The organism is Anaerostipes sp. 992a, from assembly GCF_001940245.1.
In the GTDB taxonomy this organism is placed as follows: Bacteria; Bacillota; Clostridia; order Lachnospirales; family Lachnospiraceae; genus Fimousia.
This window is the reverse complement of the sequence record NZ_MJIG01000004.1, coordinates 850541-871508: the sequence shown is the minus strand read 5'-3', so window position 1 is coordinate 871508 and position 20968 is coordinate 850541. Positions and strand designations below refer to the sequence as shown.

Genomic DNA, 20968 nt, shown 5'->3' with positions numbered 1-20968 from the left:
GAGGTACCAAATTTGAGCGGGTTGAAAGAGGAAAGGGATGAAGCCATCAACGAGAAAAATACAGAAAGGATTGTTCCAGATTGGGAACAGACCAACGAAGAGAAGGAACTGGTAGCCCAAGAATTATCCGAAGGGCTGAGTAATCTGATCTTGGAATTTCAGGGACGAAAAAAAGCAGAGGCAGAAGAACCGGAACAGGTCATCGAACAAGAACCAAAGATAGAAGAAGAGCTTACAGAACCAGAAGTGGTAATGGAAGAAGACGTCAAAGATGTAGAAAATAAATGGGAAGAGTCTTCCAAGACCGGTAGTCAGTACTGGACAAGGGAGGAGCTTTTAGAGCAGCCAAAGGAAGATAGGAAGAAGCAGATTGCCATAGTCATTGGTATTTTGATTCTTTTGCTAGTCGTAGTTATCAGCGGCATGGCAGTGAAGGCTTTTCGTAACCATAAAGGGCAGGAACCGACGACGGAGGCAGTGAAAGAAGCTTCCACAGAAGTGACGACAGAAGCAAAGAAGAAAAAGAAAGAGAAAAAGACAGAAGCGACGAGCGAGGTTACTACAGAAGAAGTGACCACAGAAGCAGTGACCCAGGAGGAGCAGTCCAATACTTCTTCCAGACAGGAATACCAGAGAGATGACTCAGATGAACAGGAAAGAGAACCAGCCACGGAAGCATCGACAACCGAAGCAGCTACGACAGAAACGGTAACCACGGAAGCGCCAGCTACAGAAGCACCGGCTACGGAGGCACCAGTTACGGAAGAATCAGAGGAGACACAAGAATAACGGAGTGGGAGATATTCCACATCTCTATGTGATACAAAAGAAGGAGAATCGTATGAGCAGAATTACAATTATTGGTGCAGGACAGATGGGATCAGCTTTAACCTTTCCAGCCATAGAAAATGGACACGAAGTGAGACTGGTTGGGACACACCTGGACCGGGAGATCATTGATGGATTAAGAGAGAACAATTATCATAAGACCTTAAAAGCTACGTTATATGATAAGATACAATATTATCAGATAGAAGAATTGGATCAGGCTATGGAAGGCGCTGATGTGGTCATCGGAGGTGTCAGCAGCTTTGGCGTGGACTGGTTTGGAACAGAGATTCTTCCGAAACTGCCAGATGGCATGGAGGTCATTACCGTAACGAAGGGTCTGATCAATGAGGAGGATGGGACCTTAACGCCATATCCCTATTATTGGGAACGGATGCTTCCAGAAGGAAAGCAGTTATCTTTAAATGCCATTGGAGGACCTTGTATTGCATTAAAATTAGCCAATCATGATCAGACTCATGTGGCTTTTTGTGGAAAAGATAGGAACGTACTTCGAAAGTTTAAGAAGCTTTTGGCAACGGATTATTACCATATTAGCCTTTCTACGGACATTACAGGGGTGGAATGTGCGGTGGCATTAAAGAATGGATATGCCATGGCAACGGCTACTGCTATCGGAATGGAAGAATTAAGAGAGGATGGAATGAAGCTGTTTGATGCACAGGCTATGTTATTTGGCCAGAGTATGAAGGAGATGTCCCGTCTGCTTCAGGTGGTAGGAGGAAACCCGGAAAATCTGGTACATGGAATTGGAGATCTGTATGTAACGGTCTTTAATGGAAGAAGCCGGAGAATGGGAATTTTGCTTGGAAAAGGAATTCCATATGAAGAAGCCAGAGAAATGTTAGCTGGAGAGACCGTAGAGGCAGTTGTCATTGCCAAGCGAACGGCCAGAGCTGTTCGGGATATGGCCAAAAGAGGAGTTTTAAAAGAATCAGATTATCCATTGCTTTTACATATCGATGATGTGATCAGCAGAGGCAAAAAGATTCAGATTCCATGGGAAGCATTTGCAGAAGAAGAGGTATAAGACACAGGAGGAAGAAGATGAAGCAATATAACCATAAATATATATCAGAATTTCCACTGAAAGTAAAACCAATGGGTGAGATTTGTGGATATCCGGTTCGTCCGGGCTATTTTGACAGCAATGGGGCAACGGTACTTCCAATGGGAGTAAATTTTACCATTCATACCCATGAGGGAACCAGTTGCGAGCTGCTGCTTTTTCATCGGGGAGAGGAAGAGCCATATGCAGTGCTTCCATTTCCAGAGGAGTATAAAATTGGAGACGTATATTCTATGATCGTCTTTAATCTGGATATTGAAAAGTTTGAATATGCATATCGTATCGATGGCCCATATGAGCCGGAGAAGGGGCTGCTGTTTGATAAGAATAATATTTTACTGGATCCTTATGCAAAGGCGGTGGCTGGGCAGAGAATCTGGGGACAGAAGCAGACAGCGACTTATCATGCCAGAGTGGTCCGTGATTCCTTCGATTGGGGCGAAATGCCGCAGTCTAAGCGGGAAATGAGTGATTTGATTATTTATGAGCTTCATGTAAGAGGATTTACAAAGCATGATTCTTCTGGAGTGGAGCACAAAGGTACTTTTGCAGGATTAAAGGAAAAGATTCCGTATTTGAAGGAATTGGGGGTTAATGCGGTAGAGCTGATGCCAATTTTTGAATTTGATGAGATGCTGGCACCTCGTAAGGTGAAGGGAAAAACTCTGATCGATTACTGGGGCTATAATACAGTCAGCTTCTTTGCACCAAACTCCAGCTATACGGCAGCCGATGAATACAATTATGAGGGGCGAGAGTTAAAAGAATTGATTCGAGAGCTTCATAACAATGGGATTGAGGTAATCTTAGACGTAGTATTTAATCATACAGCAGAAGGAAATGAGCAGGGAAAAACATTTAGTTATAAAGGAATTGATAATCAGATTTATTATATGCTGACACCGGATGGAAACTACTATAATTTCAGTGGCTGTGGCAATACCTTAAATTGCAATCATCCAATTGTACGGCAGATGATCCTGGAATGTCTGCAGTATTGGACGATCCACTACCGTATCGATGGATTTCGGTTTGACCTGGCATCGATTCTTGGAAGAAACAAGGATGGTTCTCCGATGAACAATCCTCCGCTTCTGGAAAGTCTGGCCAATGATCCTATTTTAAGCAATGTGAAGCTGATCGCAGAGGCATGGGATGCTGGCGGAATCTATCAGGTGGGAAGCTTCCCGGCACATAAGAGATGGGCCGAATGGAATGGACGTTATAGAGACTCTATTCGGGGATTTTTAAAAGGAGAAAATTGGGAATCCTGGAATGCAGCCTGGAGCGTATCTGGTTCTGGAGATTTGTATGGAGGGCTCTATTCCGATTACGCGGGGGCCTATGCCGGGTATAACTCATGTATTAATTTTATTACCTGTCACGATGGATTTACCTTATATGATCTCTATAGCTATAATGAAAAGCATAATGAAAGCAATGGATGGTTTAATACGGATGGGGCCAATGACAACCGTAGCTGGAACTGTGGGGCAGAAGGAGAGACGGATGACCCGGAAGTGCTAAGTCTGCGATATCGGATGATTCGGAATGCATGTGCTGTTCTGATGTGCAGCAGGGGAACACCGATGTTCTTAGCTGGAGATGAATTTGGCAATACCCAGCAGGGAAATAATAACTGTTATTGCCAGGATGGTGAGATTTCCTGGCTGGATTGGTCTTTGCTAGAAAAGAACAAAGAATTATTCAAGTTCTTTCAGTTTATGATCGATTATCGAAAGAAGCATGTGGTCATTCGAAAGAAGCTTCCAAATGCAATCTGTGGCATGGATCTTTTGCATACCCACAATATTGATGCGGAGGACCTTACGATACCAAGGGATGCAAGAACGTTTTCTGTCAGCTTTGCTGGATATGATAAAGAAAAAGGCAGAGATGATATTGTCTATGTATCTGTGAACAGCTATTGGGAAGATGTGGAGATTACTTTACCACAGCTCCATATGGCAGGCTCCTGGTATTTGAGTGTGGATACTTATGGAGATGAAAAAGGGCGGTATTGTTATCCGGAAGGAGAGGAAAAGAGGGTCATCGATACGTATGTATTGCGTCCACGGACCGTTGCTGTCTTTACGGCAAGAAGCTTTTATCAGCCGGATCAAGAATGCTGAGTGAGAACGAAATCATTCCAGAAGCAATCAGGCTTCGGAGCTTCCAAATCTGATACATGTTTTTCCTATATTCATATGGAGAAACGGAACATGGCAAAGAAGAAAACTTCTCCGAAAGCGACATATGCGGAATGTTAGAACAACCTGTTGGCTGGATTCTATCACCAGAACTGCTTCAGGCATCGAAGATGACTGTTTTCCATAGGACAGTTGGTAGGGAAGTTTACTTACCTTTCCAACTGTTATGGAAAAAAAGAAGGCAGTTCGTCTTGTGCCATGCCAAGCCCGACTAGCGGAGCGGATTAGGGTTTGGCTCGGGGGTAAATCCAGACAGCTTTGGTTGTTCTTACGTTCTGGCATCCTAGGCGCAGGAGGAGAAATTTTCTTCTTCATTTAGTCCATAAAACCCGCATTTATTCTATTACTTGTTATCGTTACTTTTAATTAGATCAAGATACTCATTTTGATATTCTTCCGGGATATCCAGCATTTCCATAGCTTCTTTTAAAGAAATCTCTTTTTTTTGAGATAATCGTATGATCATATCCTTAACTGCTTGCATTTTTCCAATTTTTTCACCCAGCCGTCTTCCTCGTGCTTCACCGATTTCCTCGCCCAGCTGTAATCCCTCTTCGTAACTCCATTTTTTTTCGTTTTCGATATGCTTTTGTTCATTATACTCTGTCAAAATCATGTCCCGCACCTCATCTCTGTTCTTTCTTAGAAATTCTGCCAGAACACCTTTTCCTATGGATTCCTCTAATTTTCGGCATCGCTCCATCATCCTTCGGTTTTTTCTGACATCTTCTCATTCTCCTTCTAGTATAATATTTCTGGCCAGATGGTTCAATATTTATTGTTTTCCATATTTTACCAGATGGTAATATTATAACATTTCGTGTCAGAAAAGCCAATTATAATTTACATTTATTTACAAAAACACTCATGAGCTTTATGACGTACGGTGTATTGGAAGATGATTTCTCTCTTTATTCGTCCAAATTAGAATTCGTTTCGTCCTGCTTTCCTTCCACATCAATTTTTTCGCATTTGTGGAACATTTCCAGAATATCGTAGAGAGAATCTTCCAGTTCCTTTTCAATCTTTCGCATCTGTTCTTCCGGAACGTTATAATTTAAGAATAATTCTTCGATATGGGAAGATACATGATGACCCAGATGGGAAATTAACAGGAAAGTATTAAAGTTCTTGCTGTTTTTCGCGTTTTTAAATCTGGCGATATCTTTGCGGATAAACTCAATGATTTCTTCTTCTGTAGCGTAAAAGCCTTCTACTAAGGAGTACGGGCGCATACGCTGAAGAAAGTATTTATTTTTTCTTGTGACATTATATACATAAGATACGATCAGTCCATCTCCCAGATCGAAGTTTACGATGTTCATCTTACTGTCAAAATGTTTGATGCTGGTTGCGCCCATTTGACGCAGAAGCATATTGATATAATCTCCACTTACAGATAATTTCATATATCATTCCTCCCTTATGCAAAGCGGATTAATAAAAAGATGCTGCTTATGATGATGGATAGGATCATCATTGGAAAACCAACCTTAAAGTAGGAGGCAAAGGTAATCTTATGGCCGGCCTTATTGCTGATGCCAGATAAGACCACATTGGCAGAGGCACCGATCAAGGTACCATTACCACCCAGACATGCGCCAAGAGACAGTGCCCACCATAAAGGAGTAATATCCATGCCGGTCTTTCCAATGGTTATGATCAGTGGAATCAAGGTAGCCACAAATGGAATATTATCCAAAAATGCAGAAACAATCGCTGCAATCCATAAAATTGCCATCATGGTGATCAACATATTGCCACCTGTGATGTCCACCAGACCATGTGCAAGGCTGTCAATAATGCCTACCTGCTCCAGTCCGCCGACAACGACGAATAAACCGATAAAGAATAGAATCGTAGACCACTCTACAGTAGCGATGATTTCTTCTGGATCCTGTTTCCCGATCAGCAGCATAATGCAGGCGGCAGATAGAGAGATGTAACAGGACTCTAAATGTAACTGGCTATGGAGAATGAATCCCAGAGCGACCAGGCAGAGCATGAGAATACTCTTTTTCATTAATGCCGGATTGACAATGGATTTTTTCTCATCCAGAGCCATGACTTTTTTAATATTTGCTTCATCTACGATCAGTTGTTTTCGATACAATACATAATAGCACAAAATACTGATGATTAAAACGATGATAGAAGCCATACCAGTATTTAACAAGAAGTCACCAAATCCAAGGTCGGCAGCACTTCCGATCATAATGTTTGGTGGGTCACCGATCAAAGTGGCAGTACCACCGATGTTAGATGCCATAATCTGCGTCATAATATATGGAATTGGGTTTACATTCAGCATTTTTGTAATGGCCAGAGTCATAGGTCCTACCAATAAAACGGTTGTTACGTTATCTAAAAAGGCAGAAAGGACAGCTGTGATCACAATGAAAGCTACCATGATAGGCCATGGGCGTCCTTTGGCAAGCTTTGCTGCTTTGATGGCTATGTATTCAAAGATTCCGGAATTTTTGACGATGCCGACAAATAACATCATTCCTACCAATACGCCTAAGGTATTTACATCCACATATCCAATTGCAGTATCAAGACTTAAGATACCGGTTACCAATAATAAAATGGCACCAGTCATGGCAGCTACGGTACGATGGACCTTTTCTGTCATGATTGCTGTCATAGTTACTATGAAAATAACGACGGCAATAATTTGTTGAATTGTCATTTTGCGTTCCTCCTTTTAATAGGTAAGTATTAAACTTTCTTGAATAATGTAGACCCAATTTTTTCATTTTGCAATAACTTTTTTGTATGTTTTTAATTTTATACAAAAGTTTAAAAGACGTTTCATGAAATGTGTTCATCCATAAAAAAAAGAGTTGCATACGGGGAAATGGGTCATTATAATAGTGATTAGAAAAGAAACATATGGAAATAGCTTGACAAAGGGGGTACTGGAAGGTATACTTTGACTATCAAACTATTTAAAATGATTATTAGGGTTTATTAAAGGAGATTAAAGTTATGTTAGAAAAAATGAAAGAAATCATTGCTGAGCAGTTAGGTGTTAGCGAAAGCGAAGTAGAATTAGAAACATCTTTTAAAGATGATTTAGATGCAGATTCTTTAGATTTATTTGAATTAGTTATGGCTTTAGAAGAAGAATATGATGTAGATATCCCTTCTGAAGATTTAACAAACTTAAATACCGTAGGAGATGTTATCAACTACTTAAAGAACAAAGGTGTAGAAGACTAAGAAGAATACACGGCTTATAATCAACCGTACTTGATTATAAGCCACTTTTTTAGAAAAATATTAGTTTGGATTTCAAAGTATTCGGAAATCAAAGTAATGAATAGTGAACAGTATGAGAATGAGGTGTAACATGGGCAAAGTTGTATTTATGTTTCCTGGACAGGGAGCACAGTATGTAGGTATGGCAAAGGATTTTTATGATCAGTTTGAAGACAGCAGAGAAGTATTTGAGCAGGCATCAAAGGCTTTAGGCTTTAGCATGGAAGAGCTGTGCTTTGAAGAAAATGAAAAGATCAATATGACAGAATATACACAGGCAGCGATGGTAACCGCAAGTATTGCAATCTTGAAGCAGGTGGAGAAGGCAGGGATCAAGGCAGATATGACAGCCGGACTGAGCCTTGGAGAATACTGTGCACTGGTAGCAAATGGCACAATGTCATTTGAAGATGCAGTGAAGGTGGTACGTCAGAGAGGAATCTTAATGCAGGATACTGTGCCATTGGGACAGGGTGCAATGGCTGCAGTTTTAGGGACTAAGAAGGAATTGATCGAAGAAATCTGTGAGCAGACAGAGGGAATCGTAACTATCGCTAATTATAACTGCCCTGGCCAGATTGTTATTTCTGGAGAGACAGACGCAGTAAAGAAGGCTGGAGAAAGCTTAAAAGAAGCAGGAGCAAGAAGAGTGGTACCATTAAAGGTCAGCGGACCATTTCACTCTTATATGTTAAAGGAAGCAGGAGAAAAGCTTCTGGATGTATTAAAGGATGTGCAGATCAACGAACCGGAAGTTCCATATGTGGCTAATACCACAGCTGATTTCGTAACAGAAGCTGCACAGGTAAAAGAATTATTAGGAAAACAAGTTTATTCTTCTGTCCGTTGGGAACAATCTGTAGAAAAGATGTTGGAAGACGGAGCGGATACTTTTATTGAAATCGGACCAGGAAAGACATTGTCTGGTTTTGTAAAAAAAGTAAATCGTAAAGTGAAGATTTTGAATATAGAGAAAGTGGAAGATTTGGAAAAATTGAAGGAGGTAACTTCATGCTAACAGGAAAAATTGCCATTGTAACAGGAGCAAGCCGTGGAATCGGCAGACAGATTGCAAAGACATTAGCAGGTTATGGAGCTACTGTAATCGTAAATTACTGCGGCTCTAAGGAAAAAGCAGAAGAGGTTGTAGCAGAAATCCAGGCGGCTGGTGGAGAAGCGAAGACCTATCAGGGAGATGTTTCTGATTTTGATACAGCTAAGAATATGATCACGGATGTAAAGAAAGAATTTGGACGTATCGATATCCTGGTAAATAATGCAGGAATTACAAGAGACAATCTGGTTATGAAGATGAAAGAAGAAGATTTTGATAAGGTCATCGAAGTCAACTTAAAAGGTGCTTTTAACTGTATGAAGCATGTATCCAGAATCATGTTAAAGCAGAGAAGCGGAAGTATCATTAATATGTCTTCTGTATCCGGAGTGATCGGAAATGCAGGACAGATCAATTACTGTGCATCTAAGGCGGGACTGATCGGTATGACAAAATCTTTGGCCAGAGAAATCGGTTCCAGAGGAATTCGTGTCAATGCGATCGCACCAGGTTACATTCGCACAGAAATGACAGATATCCTTCCAGATGAAGTGAAGGAAGGCATCTTGAGCCAGGTACCTTTAAAGAGAATGGGAGAGGTAGAAGATATCGCGGAAGCAGTTGCATTTTTAGCATCAGATAAATCAACATATATTACAGGCCAGACACTGCAGGTTGATGGCGGAATGGGAATGTAGAGGTGACAGACGATGAAGAATTTAAGAAGAGTTGTAGTAACAGGAATGGGTGCCATTACCCCAATTGGAAATTCTGTAGATGAATTTTGGAGCAGCATCAAAGAACAGAAAATCGGATTTGCACCGATCACATATTTTGATGCATCTGAATATAAAGCAAAGTTAGCAGCAGAGGTTAAAGGATTTGATCCTAAGAAATATGTCAGTGCGAGAGAAGCTAGAAGATTGTCCTTATTCTCCCAGTATGCCATTGCTGCATCCAAGGAAGCATTAGAGGATTCTGGTCTGGATCTGGAAAAGGAAGATACAGCAAGAATCGGTGTTGCTGTTGGTTCTGGTGTGGGAAGCTTACAGGTAGTGGAAAAGGAATGCGAAAAGCTTTCCAAGAAAGGACCAAACCGCGTTTCTCCGTTAATGGTGCCTATGATGATCTCTAATATGGCAGCAGGAAATGTAGCCATCCAGTTTGGCTTACGTGGAAAATGTGTCAATGTGGTAACTGCATGTGCAACAGGTACGAACTGTATTGGAGATGCGTTTCGAAGTATTCAGGTTGGAGAAGCAGATGTGATGGTAGCTGGTGGTACAGAGGCAGCCATTACTCCGATCAGCGTGGCTGGATTTGCAGCGCTGACAGCATTATCCTCATCTGAAAACCCAGAGAGATGTTCCATTCCATTTGACAAAGAAAGAGATGGATTTGTCATGGGAGAAGGTGCAGGAATTGTCGTTTTAGAAGAATATGAACACGCAAAAGCAAGAGGAGCTAAGATCCTGGCAGAAGTAGTAGGATATGGCTCTACCGGAGATGCGTTCCATATTACTTCTCCTGCAGAAGACGGAGAAGGTGCCGCAAGAGCTATGGAATTTGCTATGAATGAAGCAGAGATTAAGCCGGAAGAGGTAGATTACATCAATGCTCATGGAACTAGCACACATGCCAACGATGCATTTGAGACACTGGCAATCAAGAAGGCATTTGGGGAAAGTGCAAAGGATGTCAATATCAGCTCTACAAAATCCATGATCGGTCATGCATTAGGAGCAGCTGGTGGAATTGAATTTATCGCATGTGTAAAATCTGTGATGGAAGATTATATCCATCCAACCGTTGGATTACAGGTGCCGGATGAAGAATGTGATTTAAATTACACATTAGAGCCGGTAACAGATAGAACCGTAAATTATGCAATGTCCAACTCCTTAGGATTTGGTGGACATAATGCAACCTTGTTGATTAAAAAATACGAAGGGTAGGGTGCCAAGATGGAAGTAAAGGAAATGCTGGATTTGATTAAAGCAGTTTCTTCTGCCAATATCGAAGAATTTAAATACGAAGAAGATGATTATAAAATTGTAATTAAAAAACCACAGGTAACCGTAACTGGTACGGTTGCCGCTCCAGTAGCTGCAGCGCAGGTAATGGTTGAGACCGAAGGGGCAGAACCAGCGATCGATGGTAAGGAGGTCGTAGCACCTCTCGTAGGAACCTTCTATGCAGCTCCATCAGAAGGGGCGGAGCCATTTGTTCAGGTAGGAGATACGGTAAAGAAAGGTCAGACCATCGGAATTGTAGAGGCAATGAAGCTGATGAACGAAGTGGAAAGTGAGTATGATGGAGTCGTAACTGCAATTCTCGTTGAAAATGAACAGATGGTAGAATATGGACAGCCATTGATCGTCGTAAAATAGAAAGGAAATCATTATGGTATTAGATACAAAACAGATTCAGGAAATCATTCCTCATCGTTCTCCATTCTTATTGGTAGACCGTATTGAAGAATTAGAAATCGGGCAGAGAGCGGTAGGGAAGAAATGTGTAACATTTAATGAACCATTTTTCGCTGGACATTTTCCTCAGATGCCGGTAATGCCTGGTGTATTGATCGTGGAAGCACTGGCACAGGTGGGAGCTGTATGCTGCCTGGCAGCCGAAGAAAACAAAGGAAAGCTGGCATTTTTCGGCGGGATCAACAAATGTAAATTCCGTGGAAAAGTAACACCAGGAGATGTATTGGAATTAGAAGTGGAAATGATCAAGGTGAAAGGACCAGTAGGCGTTGGAAAAGGAACAGCTCGTGTAGACGGTAAGGTTGTATGTTCTGGTGAGCTGACATTTATGCTCGGATAAGCGGGGGTTTTAAAATGTTTAGAAAAATATTAATTGCTAACCGAGGTGAGATAGCGGTTCGTATCATTCGTGCCTGTCGTGAAATGGGAATTTTATCCGTAGCAATCTGCTCAGAAGCGGATAAGGATGCCCTGCATTCTCAGCTGGCAGATGAGACAATCTGTATTGGACCGGCGGCAGTAAAAGACAGCTATCTGAGTATGGAAAGCATCATCAGTGCGGCACTTGCCTGCGGAGCAGATGCCATCCATCCAGGCTTTGGATTCTTATCAGAAAACAGTAAATTTGTAAGAATGTGTGAAAAGTGTAAGATTACATTTATCGGCCCTTCTGCAGATATCATTGATAAGATGGGAAATAAATCAGAAGCTAGAAGGACTATGATGGATGCTGGTGTACCGGTTGTTCCTGGTACAAAGGATCCAGTTTATGATGCGAAAGAAGGTAAGAAGCTGGCAGATGAAATGGGCTATCCAGTTATGATCAAAGCTTCTGCCGGAGGCGGAGGAAAGGGCATGCGAATTGCAGAGTCTTCCGAAGAATTTGAAGCACAGTTTAAAACTGCACAGATGGAGGCGAAGAATGGATTTGGCGATGATACTATGTATATTGAAAAGTTCGTCAGAGATCCACGCCACATTGAATTTCAGATCATAGCAGATAAGTTTGGAAATGTAGTTCATTTGGGAGAGCGTGATTGTTCGATTCAGAGACGTCATCAAAAATTGATCGAAGAATCTCCATCCATCGCTATCAGCGATCAGTTACGAAAAGAAATGGGAGCAGTTGCGGTAAAAGCGGCCAAAGCAGCCGGGTATTACAGTGCCGGAACCATTGAATTTTTATTAGATAAAGACAATCATTATTATTTTATTGAGATGAATACTAGAATCCAGGTAGAACATCCAGTTACAGAATGGGTGACAGGGGTAGATCTGATCAGAGAGCAGATCCTCATTGCAGATAACAAGAAGCTCCCATATCATCAGGATGATATCAAGATTCATGGGCATGCTATTGAATGTCGTATCAATGCAGAGGATACGGACCATGATTTTATGCCATGTCCAGGAGAAGTAACCGATGTACATTTTCCTGGGGGAAAAGGAATCCGTGTTGATTCCGCACTGTATTCTGGATATAAAATTCCACCATATTATGATTCTATGGTAGTGAAGCTGATCGTACATGATCAAAATCGTGAGCTGGCCATCAAGAAGATGAACAGTGCCCTTGGAGAGCTGGTACTTCAGGGCGTAAAGACAAATATTGATTACCAGTATGATATTATCAATCACAAAGATTTTATTGAAGGAAATGTGGATACCGGATTTATTGAGCGGTTTGCCAAAGAACGGGAAAAAGCAGGTGAATAATCATGGCATTAAAGGATATGTTTAAAAAAAGAACCGTTTCCTCTAATGAAAAAAAGATAATGGAAACGATGAAAAAGGCAAAAGAGTCTTTATTGGAATATGAAGCACCAGATGGCATTTTTAAGAAATGTGAAACATGTGGAAAGCCAGTTTATGGAGAAGATATCGTTAAGAATTATCATGTCTGTCCTCATTGCGGAAGTTATTTTCGTATCCGTCCAAAGACAAGAATTGCAATGATTCTGGATAAAGGAACTTTTGAAGAATGGGATCGGAATTTAGAAACCAGTGATCCTTTAAACTTCCCTGGCTATAAAAAGAAATTAGAGCATACCCAGTCTGCCACCAACTTACAGGAAGCGGTCGTAACCGGAAAAGGAACCATCCGTGGTGAAGAAGTAGTCATCGCAGTAATGGGGGCTGATTTTATGATGGGAAGCATGGGAGAAGTGGTTGGAGAGAAGATTACCCGTGCAGTAGAAAAGGCAACGAAGTTAAGGCTTCCGATCATCATTTATACCTGTTCTGGTGGAGCCAGAATGCAGGAGGGTATGGTATCTTTGATGCAGATGGCAAAGACCTCACAGGCATTAAAACGCCATGATGAAGCAGGCTTATTGTACATTACTGTATTGACGGACCCTACGACTGGAGGGGTGACTGCAAGCTTTGCTATGCTAGGAGATGTGATCTTGGCAGAACCGGGAGCATTGATCGGATTTGCAGGTCCTCGTGTCATCGAGCAGACCATCGGTCAAAAGCTGCCAGAAGGCTTCCAGACATCTGAATTCCTATTGGAACATGGATTTGTAGATAAGATCGTAGAGCGCAAGAACATGAGAAGGGTACTAAGTGCGATTATCAGAAGCTGTAAGAATCAGGAATACGACGAAGAAAGGTCAGGTGAATAATCATGGCAGAAAAGTTATCAGCATGGGACAGGGTTATGATCGCCAGAAGTGCAGAAAGACCAACCAGCTTAGATTATATTGGAACCATCTTTGACTGCTTTGTAGAGCTTCATGGAGACCGTTATTTTGGAGATGACGGTGCCATTGTAGGTGGTGTGGCATCCATCGATGGCCGTTATGTAACTGTGATCGGTCAGCAAAAAGGTCGTACGACAAAAGAAAATATTAAGAGAAATTTTGGGATGCCTTCGCCAGAAGGATATAGAAAGGCCTTACGTTTGATGAAACAGGCTGAGAAGTTTCATCGTCCGATCATCTGCTTTGTGGATACACCAGGTGCTTTCTGTGGACTGGAAGCAGAAGAACGAGGACAGGGAGAGGCCATTGCGAGAAATCTTTTCGAGATGTCATCCTTAAAGGTGCCGGTTTTATCGATCTTTATTGGAGAAGGAGGCTCTGGTGGTGCTCTTGCCATGGCGGTAGCCAATGAAGTCTGGATGATGGAAAATTCCATGTATTCCATTCTGTCTCCAGAAGGATTCGCATCTATCTTGTGGAAGGACAGTATGCGTGCAGCAGAAGCAGCGGATGTTATGAAGATTACGGCAGTGGACTTAAAAGAACTTGGATTGATTGAAAAGATCATCCGGGAGCCAGAACCGGTATCTCTGGATAATATTTTGGAAATCACAGATGAAATGAAGAAAGATATCATTCATTTTATCGATGAAAATAAAAAGAAATCAGGAGAAGAACTCGCAAACGAGCGTTATGAACGTTTTCGCAGTTTTTAAATGTATGGAGGATATCAGATGTTAAAACCTTTAAAAATCGGTAATTTAGAAGCAAAGCTTCCAATTGTACAGGGAGGCATGGGCGTTGGTGTAAGCAGAAGTTCTCTTGCCGGAGCTGTGGCAAAGGAAGGCGGAATCGGTGTGATTTCTGCAGCTCAGATTGGTTATGATGAACCGGACTGGGATACCAATCAGTTAGAACCTCATATGCGTGCATTGGACAAGCATATCAAGCGTGCCAAAGAAATCTCAGATGGCGGGATCATCGGAGTCAATATTATGGCAGTGACCAACCATTATGAGGAATATGTAAAGCAGTGCATCAAAAGTGGGGCAGATATGATCATTACCGGAGCAGGACTTCCTATGGAGCTTCCACAGGCAGCAGCCGGAAGTGATATTAAGCTGGTTCCGATCGTATCATCGAAAAAAGCAGCCAATATTATTTTAAAGCGCTGGGATAAAAAGCACCAGATTGCACCAGATGCTGTAGTTATCGAAGGACCATTGGCAGGTGGACATCTGGGATTTAAGCCAAAGGAACTGGTAGATATCGATATCTGTGCGTATGATGATGAGATTAAGAAGATCATGGAAGTGGTGAAACCATATGAAGAAAAGTATGAAAAGCACATTCCGATCATCGTAGGTGGTGGAATCAGCGATAAAGAAAAGATGCAGCATTATCTGGATCTGGGTGCAGATGGAGTACAGATTGCAACTGCATTTGTTACGACGGAAGAATGCGATGCGGATATCCGCTACAAGGAGGCTTACATAAATGCCAAGGAAGAGGATATTATCATTGTTCAGAGTCCAGTAGGACTTCCAGGACGTGCGATCAACAATGCATTTATGAAGAGAGTGAAAGCAGAAGGAAGGATCGCACCAAAGCATTGTCATCGCTGTATGGAGGCATGTAATCCTGCCGAAACCTTATATTGTATTACGGAAGGACTGGTCAATGCAGTTAAGGGAAATGTAGATGATGCGCTGTTGTTCTGTGGTGCAGACGCATGGAAGGCAGACCGGATCAAAACGGTAAAAGAGGTTATCGAAGAATTTACAAAATAAATAAATTAGATAGATTTGTTTATGGTTTGTTTAGAAAGTTTCATGGTTTATACATTGAATTGAGAGAGATCTTTGGTATACTTAAACCATAGTTTTTCATATATTTTTTATCCTCTCTTTTCAATAAAATATAAAAATGAAAGAAGCTGTAATCACGAGTGGGAACAGCTTCTTTTTTTGTTGCGTAAGAAATTTTTTGAATTTCTTATGCAACAAAAACCCTCCGAGGGATGCACATCGATGCGTAAAACGATTGTTCCTTCCTTGGGGATATGTTTGTGTTATAGAGTTTTTGGTATTCTAAACTATGGATAATATGTGAGAACGAAATCATTTCGGTCAGCAATCAGGCTACGGAGCTTCCAAATCTGATACATGTTTTTCCTTGTTCTATACCACGACAGACGAAAATCTTATCTCTCGTCCAGGGACAAATGGCTATGTAAGCAAGCTTCCAGCCATTTGTCCTTATGGACGGGCAAAAGCATCGCTTTTGCCAAAGATTTTCTGCCTGAGAAAACATGTAAGCTCCTTCGCAGATTGCTTTACCGGAATGGTTTCGTTCTTTGTAGTATATTGGCTTCTCCCGTATTCGTGTGGAGAAACGTAGCATGGAAAAGAAGAAAACTTCTCCGAAAGCGACATATGCGGAATGCTAGAACAACCTGCTGGCTGGATTCTATCACCAGAACTGCTTCAGGCATCGAAGATGACTGTTTTCCATAGGACAGTTGGTAGGGAAGTTTACTTACCTTTCCAACTGTTATGGAAAAGAGGAATGCAGTTCGTCTTGTGCCATGCCAAGCCCGACTAGCGGAGCGGATTAGGGTTTGGCTCGGGGTAGATCCAGACAGCTTTGGTTGTTCTTACGTTCTGGCATCCTAGGCGCAGGAGGAGAAATTTTCTTCTTCATCTAGTCCACAAAACCCTTAAATCATGGAAATATTGTTTAGGGAATCATAAAAATTCCTCTCAGGTTTGTGTAGCATTTTTTGTATTTGCATGGTAAGGTAAGGATGTTGATATAACTCGCTGGAAGATAAATAGAAAATTGAAGGAAATTCAGACAGAAGGAGGGCTCATTATGATACGATTAGTTGCATCCGATATGGATGGTACATTATTAGATAGTTACCGGAAGATTACACAGGTGAATGTGGATGCTATTCGACTGGCACAGGAAGAAGGAATTGAATTTATTATCAATACTGGAAGGGAATACCAGAATGTCACTAAGATTCTTGACCAGGCAGGATTGTCCTGCGATATGATCTGCAGCAATGGAGCATGTGGATATGATAAAGAGGGCAAACGGCTGTTTGAACACGATATTCCAAAGGAAACCGTGAAAAAGATTTTTGATATTCTTCGTAAATATGGATTGGTTCCAACTCCTTTTACTCAGGATGGAAGAGCCTCTGTGCTTTCTCTGGAAGAATTAAAGCGTTATACCAAGGAGGTAATGATTCCGGCAATGCAGGTCAATCATCCGGATTTTGTATACACAGAAGAGGAATTTCGGAATTTGATACAGGAGGTTACCTTTACGGGCGGAGAAGAAAAATTGCTGGAAGGAAATGACAGAGTCTTGAAGGTCATTACCCAATCTGTGACTCCAGAGGTTTTAGTTCAGGCAAGAGGAGAGTTAGAAAAGATAGAAGGATTAGCAGTCGTATCTACAGTTCCAACAGACCTGGAGATTACTTCTTCAGATGCACAGAAAGGAATTGGCTTGATGGATTATGCGAAGGAGAAAGGATTTACAGTGGATGAGATCGTAGCCATAGGCGACAGTGAGAATGATTATTCCATGTTATCCATTCCGGGACTTCATTCCGTTGCCATGGACAATGCAGTTGAGATGATCAAAAATGTGTGTGTCTATCAGACAAGGGCCAATACAAAGGATGGAATTGCATATATTCTAAAATGTATTTTAGCAGACAGAGAAAACTTTGAGCTATGATATTTTTAAGAAGTTTTGCTGTTTAGAGGGTATTTTCTTCGGGGATTTGGTCGAAATGCATCGTTTTTTCTTAATTTTTGTTTAAGACTGCAAAAAGGATTTGAATTTTTCTGGAATTTGTTTATAATAATAAGAGTATAAGCCATAAGGTCTGTTTGCACATATGGCTTATCTAATTATGTACATGGAGAAAAAAGTAAGTTAAAGATAGAGGAATGAAAGGGGATAGCTATGGCATCAGGCACAGATATCGGAATTGATTTAGGTACTGCAAGTGTACTTGTCTATGTAAAAGGAAAAGGAGTTGTATTAAGAGAACCATCCGTGGTTGCTTTTGATCGTAATACAAATAAAATTAAAGCAATTGGGGAAGAAGCAAGATTGATGCTTGGAAGAACTCCTGGTAATATCGTTGCAGTTCGTCCATTGCGTCAGGGCGTTATCTCTGATTACACCGTTACAGAAAAGATGTTAAAGTACTTTATCAGCAAGACAACTGGTAAGTCTTTATTTGGCAGAAAGCCTCGTATCAGTGTATGTGTTCCTAGTGGAGCAACAGAAGTTGAGAAGAAGGCAGTTGAGGATGCAACTTATGCTGCAGGAGCAAGAGAAGTAAATATTATCGAAGAACCAGTAGCTGCAGCTATTGGAGCAGGAATCGATATTTCAAAACCATGTGGTAACATGATCGTAGATATCGGAGGAGGTACAGCAGATATTGCGGTTATTTCCTTGGGAGGAGTTGTCGTAAGCACTTCTATTAAAGTAGCTGGAGATGATTTTGACGAAGCTCTTGTACGTTATATGCGAAAGAAACATAATCTGTTAATCGGAGAGAGAACAGCAGAAGATATTAAGATCAATATCGGTACTGCTTATAAGCGACCAGAGAATATCACGATGGATGTTCGTGGACGTAATCTTGTTACCGGTCTTCCTAAGACAGTTACTGTAACCTCTGAAGAAACAGAAGAAGCATTAAAGGAACCTGCATACCAGATTGTAGATGCTGTACACAGCGTTTTAGAGAGAACTCCACCAGAATTAGCAGCAGATATTTCTGATCGTGGAATCGTATTGACAGGTGGCGGTGCGTTGCTTCAGGGATTGGAAGAATTGATCGAAGAAAATACTGGAATCAACACAATGACAGCAGAAGAACCTTTAACAGCTGTTGCAATTGGTACTGGTAAATACATCGAATTTTTAGCAGGAGAAAGAGATCCTGAATAAGAGAATCCTTTATGCCGGGAACGAATATGTTTCCGGCATTTTTTGTTACATAAGAAATTCCTTGCATTTTTTTGTAACAAAAAATGCCCAAAATAAAAAGAAAGTGGTGGTACTATGAGCCGTGTAGAAGGATACGTGGATCATATCAGGTTTCGGAACCCAGACAATGGATATACAGTGCTAAGTCTTGACATGTCTGGAGAGGAAGAGACACTGGTTGGAATTTTTAATTATATTAACGAAGGGGAATATATAGGGGCTGATGGAGAGTATGTGGATCATCCGGTGCATGGGCCACAGTTTCAGGTCAGTGCCTATGAGATTCTGAAGCCAGATGATACGGACAGTATGGAACGTTATCTGGGATCTGGAGCCATTAAAGGACTGGGACCGGCTCTGGCAAAGCGAATCGTAAAAAAATTTAAGAGAGATACCTTTCGGATCATTGAGGAGGAAGGCGAACGCCTGGCTGAGGTAAAGGGAATTTCTGAGCGGAAGGCAAGAGATATTGTTGTACAGTTTCAGGAAAAGCAGGAAATGAGAAGTGCCATGATGTTTTTGACACAATATGGGATTGCTACTAATTTTGCCGCTAAGATATATAAAGAATATGGAGATGATCTGTATGGGATCATTAAGAAGAATCCATATCAGTTGGCAGAGGATATTCATGGAATCGGATTTAAGATTGCAGATGAGATTGCAGAAAAAGTAGGAATTGGAAGCAGTTCGGAATTTCGAATTCATTCTGGAATCCTTTATACCTTACAACAGGGAGTGGCAGCGGGACATGTATATCTTCCGAAGGAACTTTTATGCCAGAAGGCAGCGCAGATTTTAAGTCTGGAGCCGGCAATGATCGAGACACAGATGATGAATCTGGTCATGGATGGCAAGATTATGGCAAAGACCGGAGAAGATGGAGAAATGATCTATCTTAGCCAGTACTATTCCATGGAATTAAATACAGCGAAGATGCTGTGGGATTTGAATGTTGACTATAAGGTTTCCGATGAGGAACTTGCATCTACCATCGAAAAGGTAGAGGGAAAATCAGAAATGAAACTGGATACGATGCAGAAAAAAGCCATTGAGGCGGCAGCGAGAAATGGAATCGTAGTCATAACCGGGGGACCTGGAACAGGAAAGACAACCACCGTGCATGCGCTGATCCAGTATTTTGAGTCGGAAGGAATGGATATTTTCTTATGTGCGCCTACTGGCCGTGCAGCAAAGCGGATGACAGAGGCCACTGGCAGAGAGGCTTCTACCATTCATCGGATGCTGGAGTTAAATGGAGGTACGGAAGATGGAAGTGCCATGCGATTTGAAAGAAATCGAGATTATCCATTGGAAACGGATGTGATTATTGTGGATGAGATGTCCATGGTAGATTTGTATCTGTTTCATGCCCTTTTGATGGCTACGCTTCCAGGAACCCGGCTGGTTATGGTAGGAGATGTGAATCAGCTTCCAAGTGTGGGAGCGGGAAATGTGTTAAAGGATATTATCGCATCAAAAAAATTTGCTGTAGTAGAGCTAAAGAAGATTTTTCGCCAGAAAGACGGCAGTGATATTGTGGTCAATGCCCATAAGATCAACGATGGACAGTATATTTCTCTGGATAATAAAAGCAGAGATTTCTTTTTTCTTAAGCGGATGACTATTAATGATATTATTGGCGTTGTAGTTTATCTGATGAGAGATAAGCTGCCTAATTATGTGGATACCACACCTTTTGATATTCAGGTGTTGACGCCTATGCGAAAAGGGGAGCTGGGCGTGGAAAGGTTAAATACGGTACTACAAAGGTATATCAATCCCCCGTCTGCAGAAAAGCAGGAGAAAGAAACCTCTTTTGGACTGATCCGGGAAGGGGATAAGGTGATGCAGATTAAGAATAATTATAATCTGGAATGGACCATCAAAGGACGAAAGGGATTTGTTCGGGATGAAGGAACTGGTGTATTTAATGGAGATATGGGCATTGTGAAGGAAATCAATACCTTTTCAGAGACGGTTACAGTGGTGTTCGATGATAATAAATACGTGGATTATTCCTACGCTATGTTGGATGAGCTGGAACTTGCTTATGCGGTTACCATTCATAAATCTCAGGGAAGTGAATATCCAGCGGTGATCATGCCTTTACTTACCGGCCCGCAGATTCTCATGAGCCGGAATCTATTATATACGGCCGTCACCAGGGCAAAAAAATGTCTGACCATCGTTGGAAGTGACCGAACCGTACAGAATATGATAGATAATGTGACAGAAATGAAAAGATATTCTACATTAGATAGAAGAATACAGGAATTTGCGATATAATATATATAACT

19 protein-coding genes and 1 pseudogene are annotated in these 20968 nt (G+C 41.4%); 17 read left to right on the top strand and 3 right to left on the bottom strand.

Annotated features, from left to right (window positions below; all coding sequences use genetic code 11):
* Window positions 1–12: 12 nt before the first annotated feature.
* The 4 genes from BHF69_RS08585 (at window position 13) to BHF69_RS14165 (ending at window position 4343) form a co-directional block, all read left to right on the top strand.
* Window positions 13–789, top strand: coding sequence for a hypothetical protein (locus tag BHF69_RS08585; RefSeq protein ID WP_075670645.1), 777 nt, complete (start codon window positions 13–15; stop codon window positions 787–789).
* Window positions 790–841: 52 nt separating this feature from the next.
* Window positions 842–1879, top strand: a complete 1038-nt coding sequence (locus BHF69_RS08580) for an NAD(P)-binding domain-containing protein (protein WP_075670643.1) — start codon at window positions 842–844, stop codon at window positions 1877–1879.
* A gap of 17 nt (window positions 1880–1896) precedes the next feature.
* On the top strand, window positions 1897–4050 hold the full coding sequence (locus tag BHF69_RS08575; protein WP_075670641.1) for a glycogen debranching protein: 2154 nt from the start codon (window positions 1897–1899) through the stop codon (window positions 4048–4050).
* A gap of 131 nt (window positions 4051–4181) precedes the next feature.
* The gene (locus tag BHF69_RS14165; RefSeq protein ID WP_158022566.1) at window positions 4182–4343 is read left to right on the top strand and encodes a hypothetical protein; all 162 of its coding nucleotides are present in this window, start codon (window positions 4182–4184) and stop codon (window positions 4341–4343) included.
* Between the two features lie 128 nt (window positions 4344–4471).
* On the opposite strand, the gene BHF69_RS08570 is transcribed toward BHF69_RS14165, so the two are convergent.
* The 3 genes from BHF69_RS08570 to BHF69_RS08560 form a co-directional block, all read right to left on the bottom strand.
* The gene (locus tag BHF69_RS08570) at window positions 4472–4744 is read right to left on the bottom strand and encodes a hypothetical protein (protein ID WP_143249515.1); all 273 of its coding nucleotides are present in this window, start codon (window positions 4742–4744) and stop codon (window positions 4472–4474) included.
* A 295-nt stretch (window positions 4745–5039) separates the two neighbouring features.
* Window positions 5040–5537, bottom strand: coding sequence for a hypothetical protein (locus BHF69_RS08565; protein ID WP_075670637.1), 498 nt, complete (start codon window positions 5535–5537; stop codon window positions 5040–5042).
* Window positions 5538–5551: 14 nt separating this feature from the next.
* Window positions 5552–6820: an SLC13 family permease gene (locus BHF69_RS08560; protein ID WP_075670635.1), complete on the bottom strand. Its 1269-nt coding sequence runs from the start codon at window positions 6818–6820 to the stop codon at window positions 5552–5554.
* A 299-nt stretch (window positions 6821–7119) separates the two neighbouring features.
* Between BHF69_RS08560 and acpP the strand changes: the two genes are divergently transcribed.
* From acpP to recD2, 13 genes and pseudogenes are all read left to right on the top strand, one after another.
* Window positions 7120–7353, top strand: coding sequence for an acyl carrier protein (gene acpP / locus BHF69_RS08555; protein WP_075670633.1), 234 nt, complete (start codon window positions 7120–7122; stop codon window positions 7351–7353).
* 130 nt (window positions 7354–7483) lie between these two features.
* On the top strand, window positions 7484–8410 hold the full coding sequence (fabD, locus tag BHF69_RS08550) for an ACP S-malonyltransferase (RefSeq protein ID WP_075670631.1): 927 nt from the start codon (window positions 7484–7486) through the stop codon (window positions 8408–8410).
* Window positions 8404–9144, top strand: a complete 741-nt coding sequence (gene fabG, locus BHF69_RS08545) for a 3-oxoacyl-[acyl-carrier-protein] reductase (protein ID WP_075670629.1) — start codon at window positions 8404–8406, stop codon at window positions 9142–9144. The genes fabD and fabG overlap by 7 nt, the downstream gene beginning before the upstream one ends.
* Before the next feature lie 12 nt (window positions 9145–9156).
* Entirely contained in the window at window positions 9157–10401 is a 1245-nt protein-coding gene (gene fabF, locus BHF69_RS08540) for a beta-ketoacyl-ACP synthase II (RefSeq protein ID WP_075670627.1), read from the top strand.
* Window positions 10402–10410: 9 nt separating this feature from the next.
* Window positions 10411–10836 carry an acetyl-CoA carboxylase biotin carboxyl carrier protein gene (gene accB, locus BHF69_RS08535; protein WP_075670625.1) on the top strand — a complete coding sequence of 142 codons (426 nt, stop codon included), beginning with the start codon at window positions 10411–10413 and terminating at the stop codon, window positions 10834–10836.
* A gap of 13 nt (window positions 10837–10849) precedes the next feature.
* On the top strand, window positions 10850–11275 hold the full coding sequence (gene fabZ, locus BHF69_RS08530) for a 3-hydroxyacyl-ACP dehydratase FabZ (RefSeq protein ID WP_075670623.1): 426 nt from the start codon (window positions 10850–10852) through the stop codon (window positions 11273–11275).
* Window positions 11276–11289: 14 nt separating this feature from the next.
* A complete protein-coding gene (locus BHF69_RS08525) occupies window positions 11290–12651 on the top strand; it encodes an acetyl-CoA carboxylase biotin carboxylase subunit (protein ID WP_075670621.1) in 1362 nt (453 codons plus the stop codon).
* Between the two features lie 2 nt (window positions 12652–12653).
* Window positions 12654–14356, top strand: a pseudogene (locus BHF69_RS14845) (acetyl-CoA carboxylase carboxyltransferase subunit alpha).
* Window positions 14357–14374: 18 nt separating this feature from the next.
* Window positions 14375–15430 carry an NAD(P)H-dependent flavin oxidoreductase gene (locus tag BHF69_RS08510; RefSeq protein ID WP_075670615.1) on the top strand — a complete coding sequence of 352 codons (1056 nt, stop codon included), beginning with the start codon at window positions 14375–14377 and terminating at the stop codon, window positions 15428–15430.
* Window positions 15431–16082: 652 nt separating this feature from the next.
* Complete coding sequence (locus BHF69_RS14160; RefSeq protein ID WP_158022565.1) at window positions 16083–16244, top strand: hypothetical protein; 162 nt, start codon at window positions 16083–16085, stop codon at window positions 16242–16244.
* 270 nt (window positions 16245–16514) lie between these two features.
* A complete protein-coding gene (locus BHF69_RS08505; RefSeq protein WP_075670613.1) occupies window positions 16515–17396 on the top strand; it encodes a Cof-type HAD-IIB family hydrolase in 882 nt (293 codons plus the stop codon).
* Between the two features lie 231 nt (window positions 17397–17627).
* Entirely contained in the window at window positions 17628–18629 is a 1002-nt protein-coding gene (locus BHF69_RS08500; protein ID WP_075670611.1) for a rod shape-determining protein, read from the top strand.
* A gap of 114 nt (window positions 18630–18743) precedes the next feature.
* The gene (gene recD2 / locus BHF69_RS08495) at window positions 18744–20957 is read left to right on the top strand and encodes an SF1B family DNA helicase RecD2 (RefSeq protein WP_075670609.1); all 2214 of its coding nucleotides are present in this window, start codon (window positions 18744–18746) and stop codon (window positions 20955–20957) included.
* Window positions 20958–20968: the final 11 nt, after the last annotated feature.

Excerpts from the sequence above, each read along its gene's own strand:
- BHF69_RS08580 (WP_075670643.1), top strand. The coding sequence starts at position 842 with ATGAGCAGAATTACAATTATTGGTGCAGGACAGATGGGATCAGCTTTA.
- BHF69_RS08575 (WP_075670641.1), top strand. The coding sequence starts at position 1,897 with ATGAAGCAATATAACCATAAATATATATCAGAATTTCCACTGAAAGTA.
- BHF69_RS14165 (WP_158022566.1), top strand. The coding sequence starts at position 4,182 with ATGTTAGAACAACCTGTTGGCTGGATTCTATCACCAGAACTGCTTCAG.
- BHF69_RS08570 (WP_143249515.1), bottom strand. The coding sequence starts at position 4,744 with ATGATTTTGACAGAGTATAATGAACAAAAGCATATCGAAAACGAAAAA.
- BHF69_RS08565 (WP_075670637.1), bottom strand. The coding sequence starts at position 5,537 with ATGAAATTATCTGTAAGTGGAGATTATATCAATATGCTTCTGCGTCAA.
- BHF69_RS08560 (WP_075670635.1), bottom strand. The coding sequence starts at position 6,820 with ATGACAATTCAACAAATTATTGCCGTCGTTATTTTCATAGTAACTATG.
- acpP (WP_075670633.1), top strand. The coding sequence starts at position 7,120 with ATGTTAGAAAAAATGAAAGAAATCATTGCTGAGCAGTTAGGTGTTAGC.
- fabD (WP_075670631.1), top strand. The coding sequence starts at position 7,484 with ATGGGCAAAGTTGTATTTATGTTTCCTGGACAGGGAGCACAGTATGTA.
- fabG (WP_075670629.1), top strand. The coding sequence starts at position 8,404 with ATGCTAACAGGAAAAATTGCCATTGTAACAGGAGCAAGCCGTGGAATC.
- fabF (WP_075670627.1), top strand. The coding sequence starts at position 9,157 with ATGAAGAATTTAAGAAGAGTTGTAGTAACAGGAATGGGTGCCATTACC.
- accB (WP_075670625.1), top strand. The coding sequence starts at position 10,411 with ATGGAAGTAAAGGAAATGCTGGATTTGATTAAAGCAGTTTCTTCTGCC.
- fabZ (WP_075670623.1), top strand. The coding sequence starts at position 10,850 with ATGGTATTAGATACAAAACAGATTCAGGAAATCATTCCTCATCGTTCT.
- BHF69_RS08525 (WP_075670621.1), top strand. The coding sequence starts at position 11,290 with ATGTTTAGAAAAATATTAATTGCTAACCGAGGTGAGATAGCGGTTCGT.
- BHF69_RS08510 (WP_075670615.1), top strand. The coding sequence starts at position 14,375 with ATGTTAAAACCTTTAAAAATCGGTAATTTAGAAGCAAAGCTTCCAATT.
- BHF69_RS14160 (WP_158022565.1), top strand. The coding sequence starts at position 16,083 with ATGCTAGAACAACCTGCTGGCTGGATTCTATCACCAGAACTGCTTCAG.
- BHF69_RS08505 (WP_075670613.1), top strand. The coding sequence starts at position 16,515 with ATGATACGATTAGTTGCATCCGATATGGATGGTACATTATTAGATAGT.
- BHF69_RS08500 (WP_075670611.1), top strand. The coding sequence starts at position 17,628 with ATGGCATCAGGCACAGATATCGGAATTGATTTAGGTACTGCAAGTGTA.
- recD2 (WP_075670609.1), top strand. The coding sequence starts at position 18,744 with ATGAGCCGTGTAGAAGGATACGTGGATCATATCAGGTTTCGGAACCCA.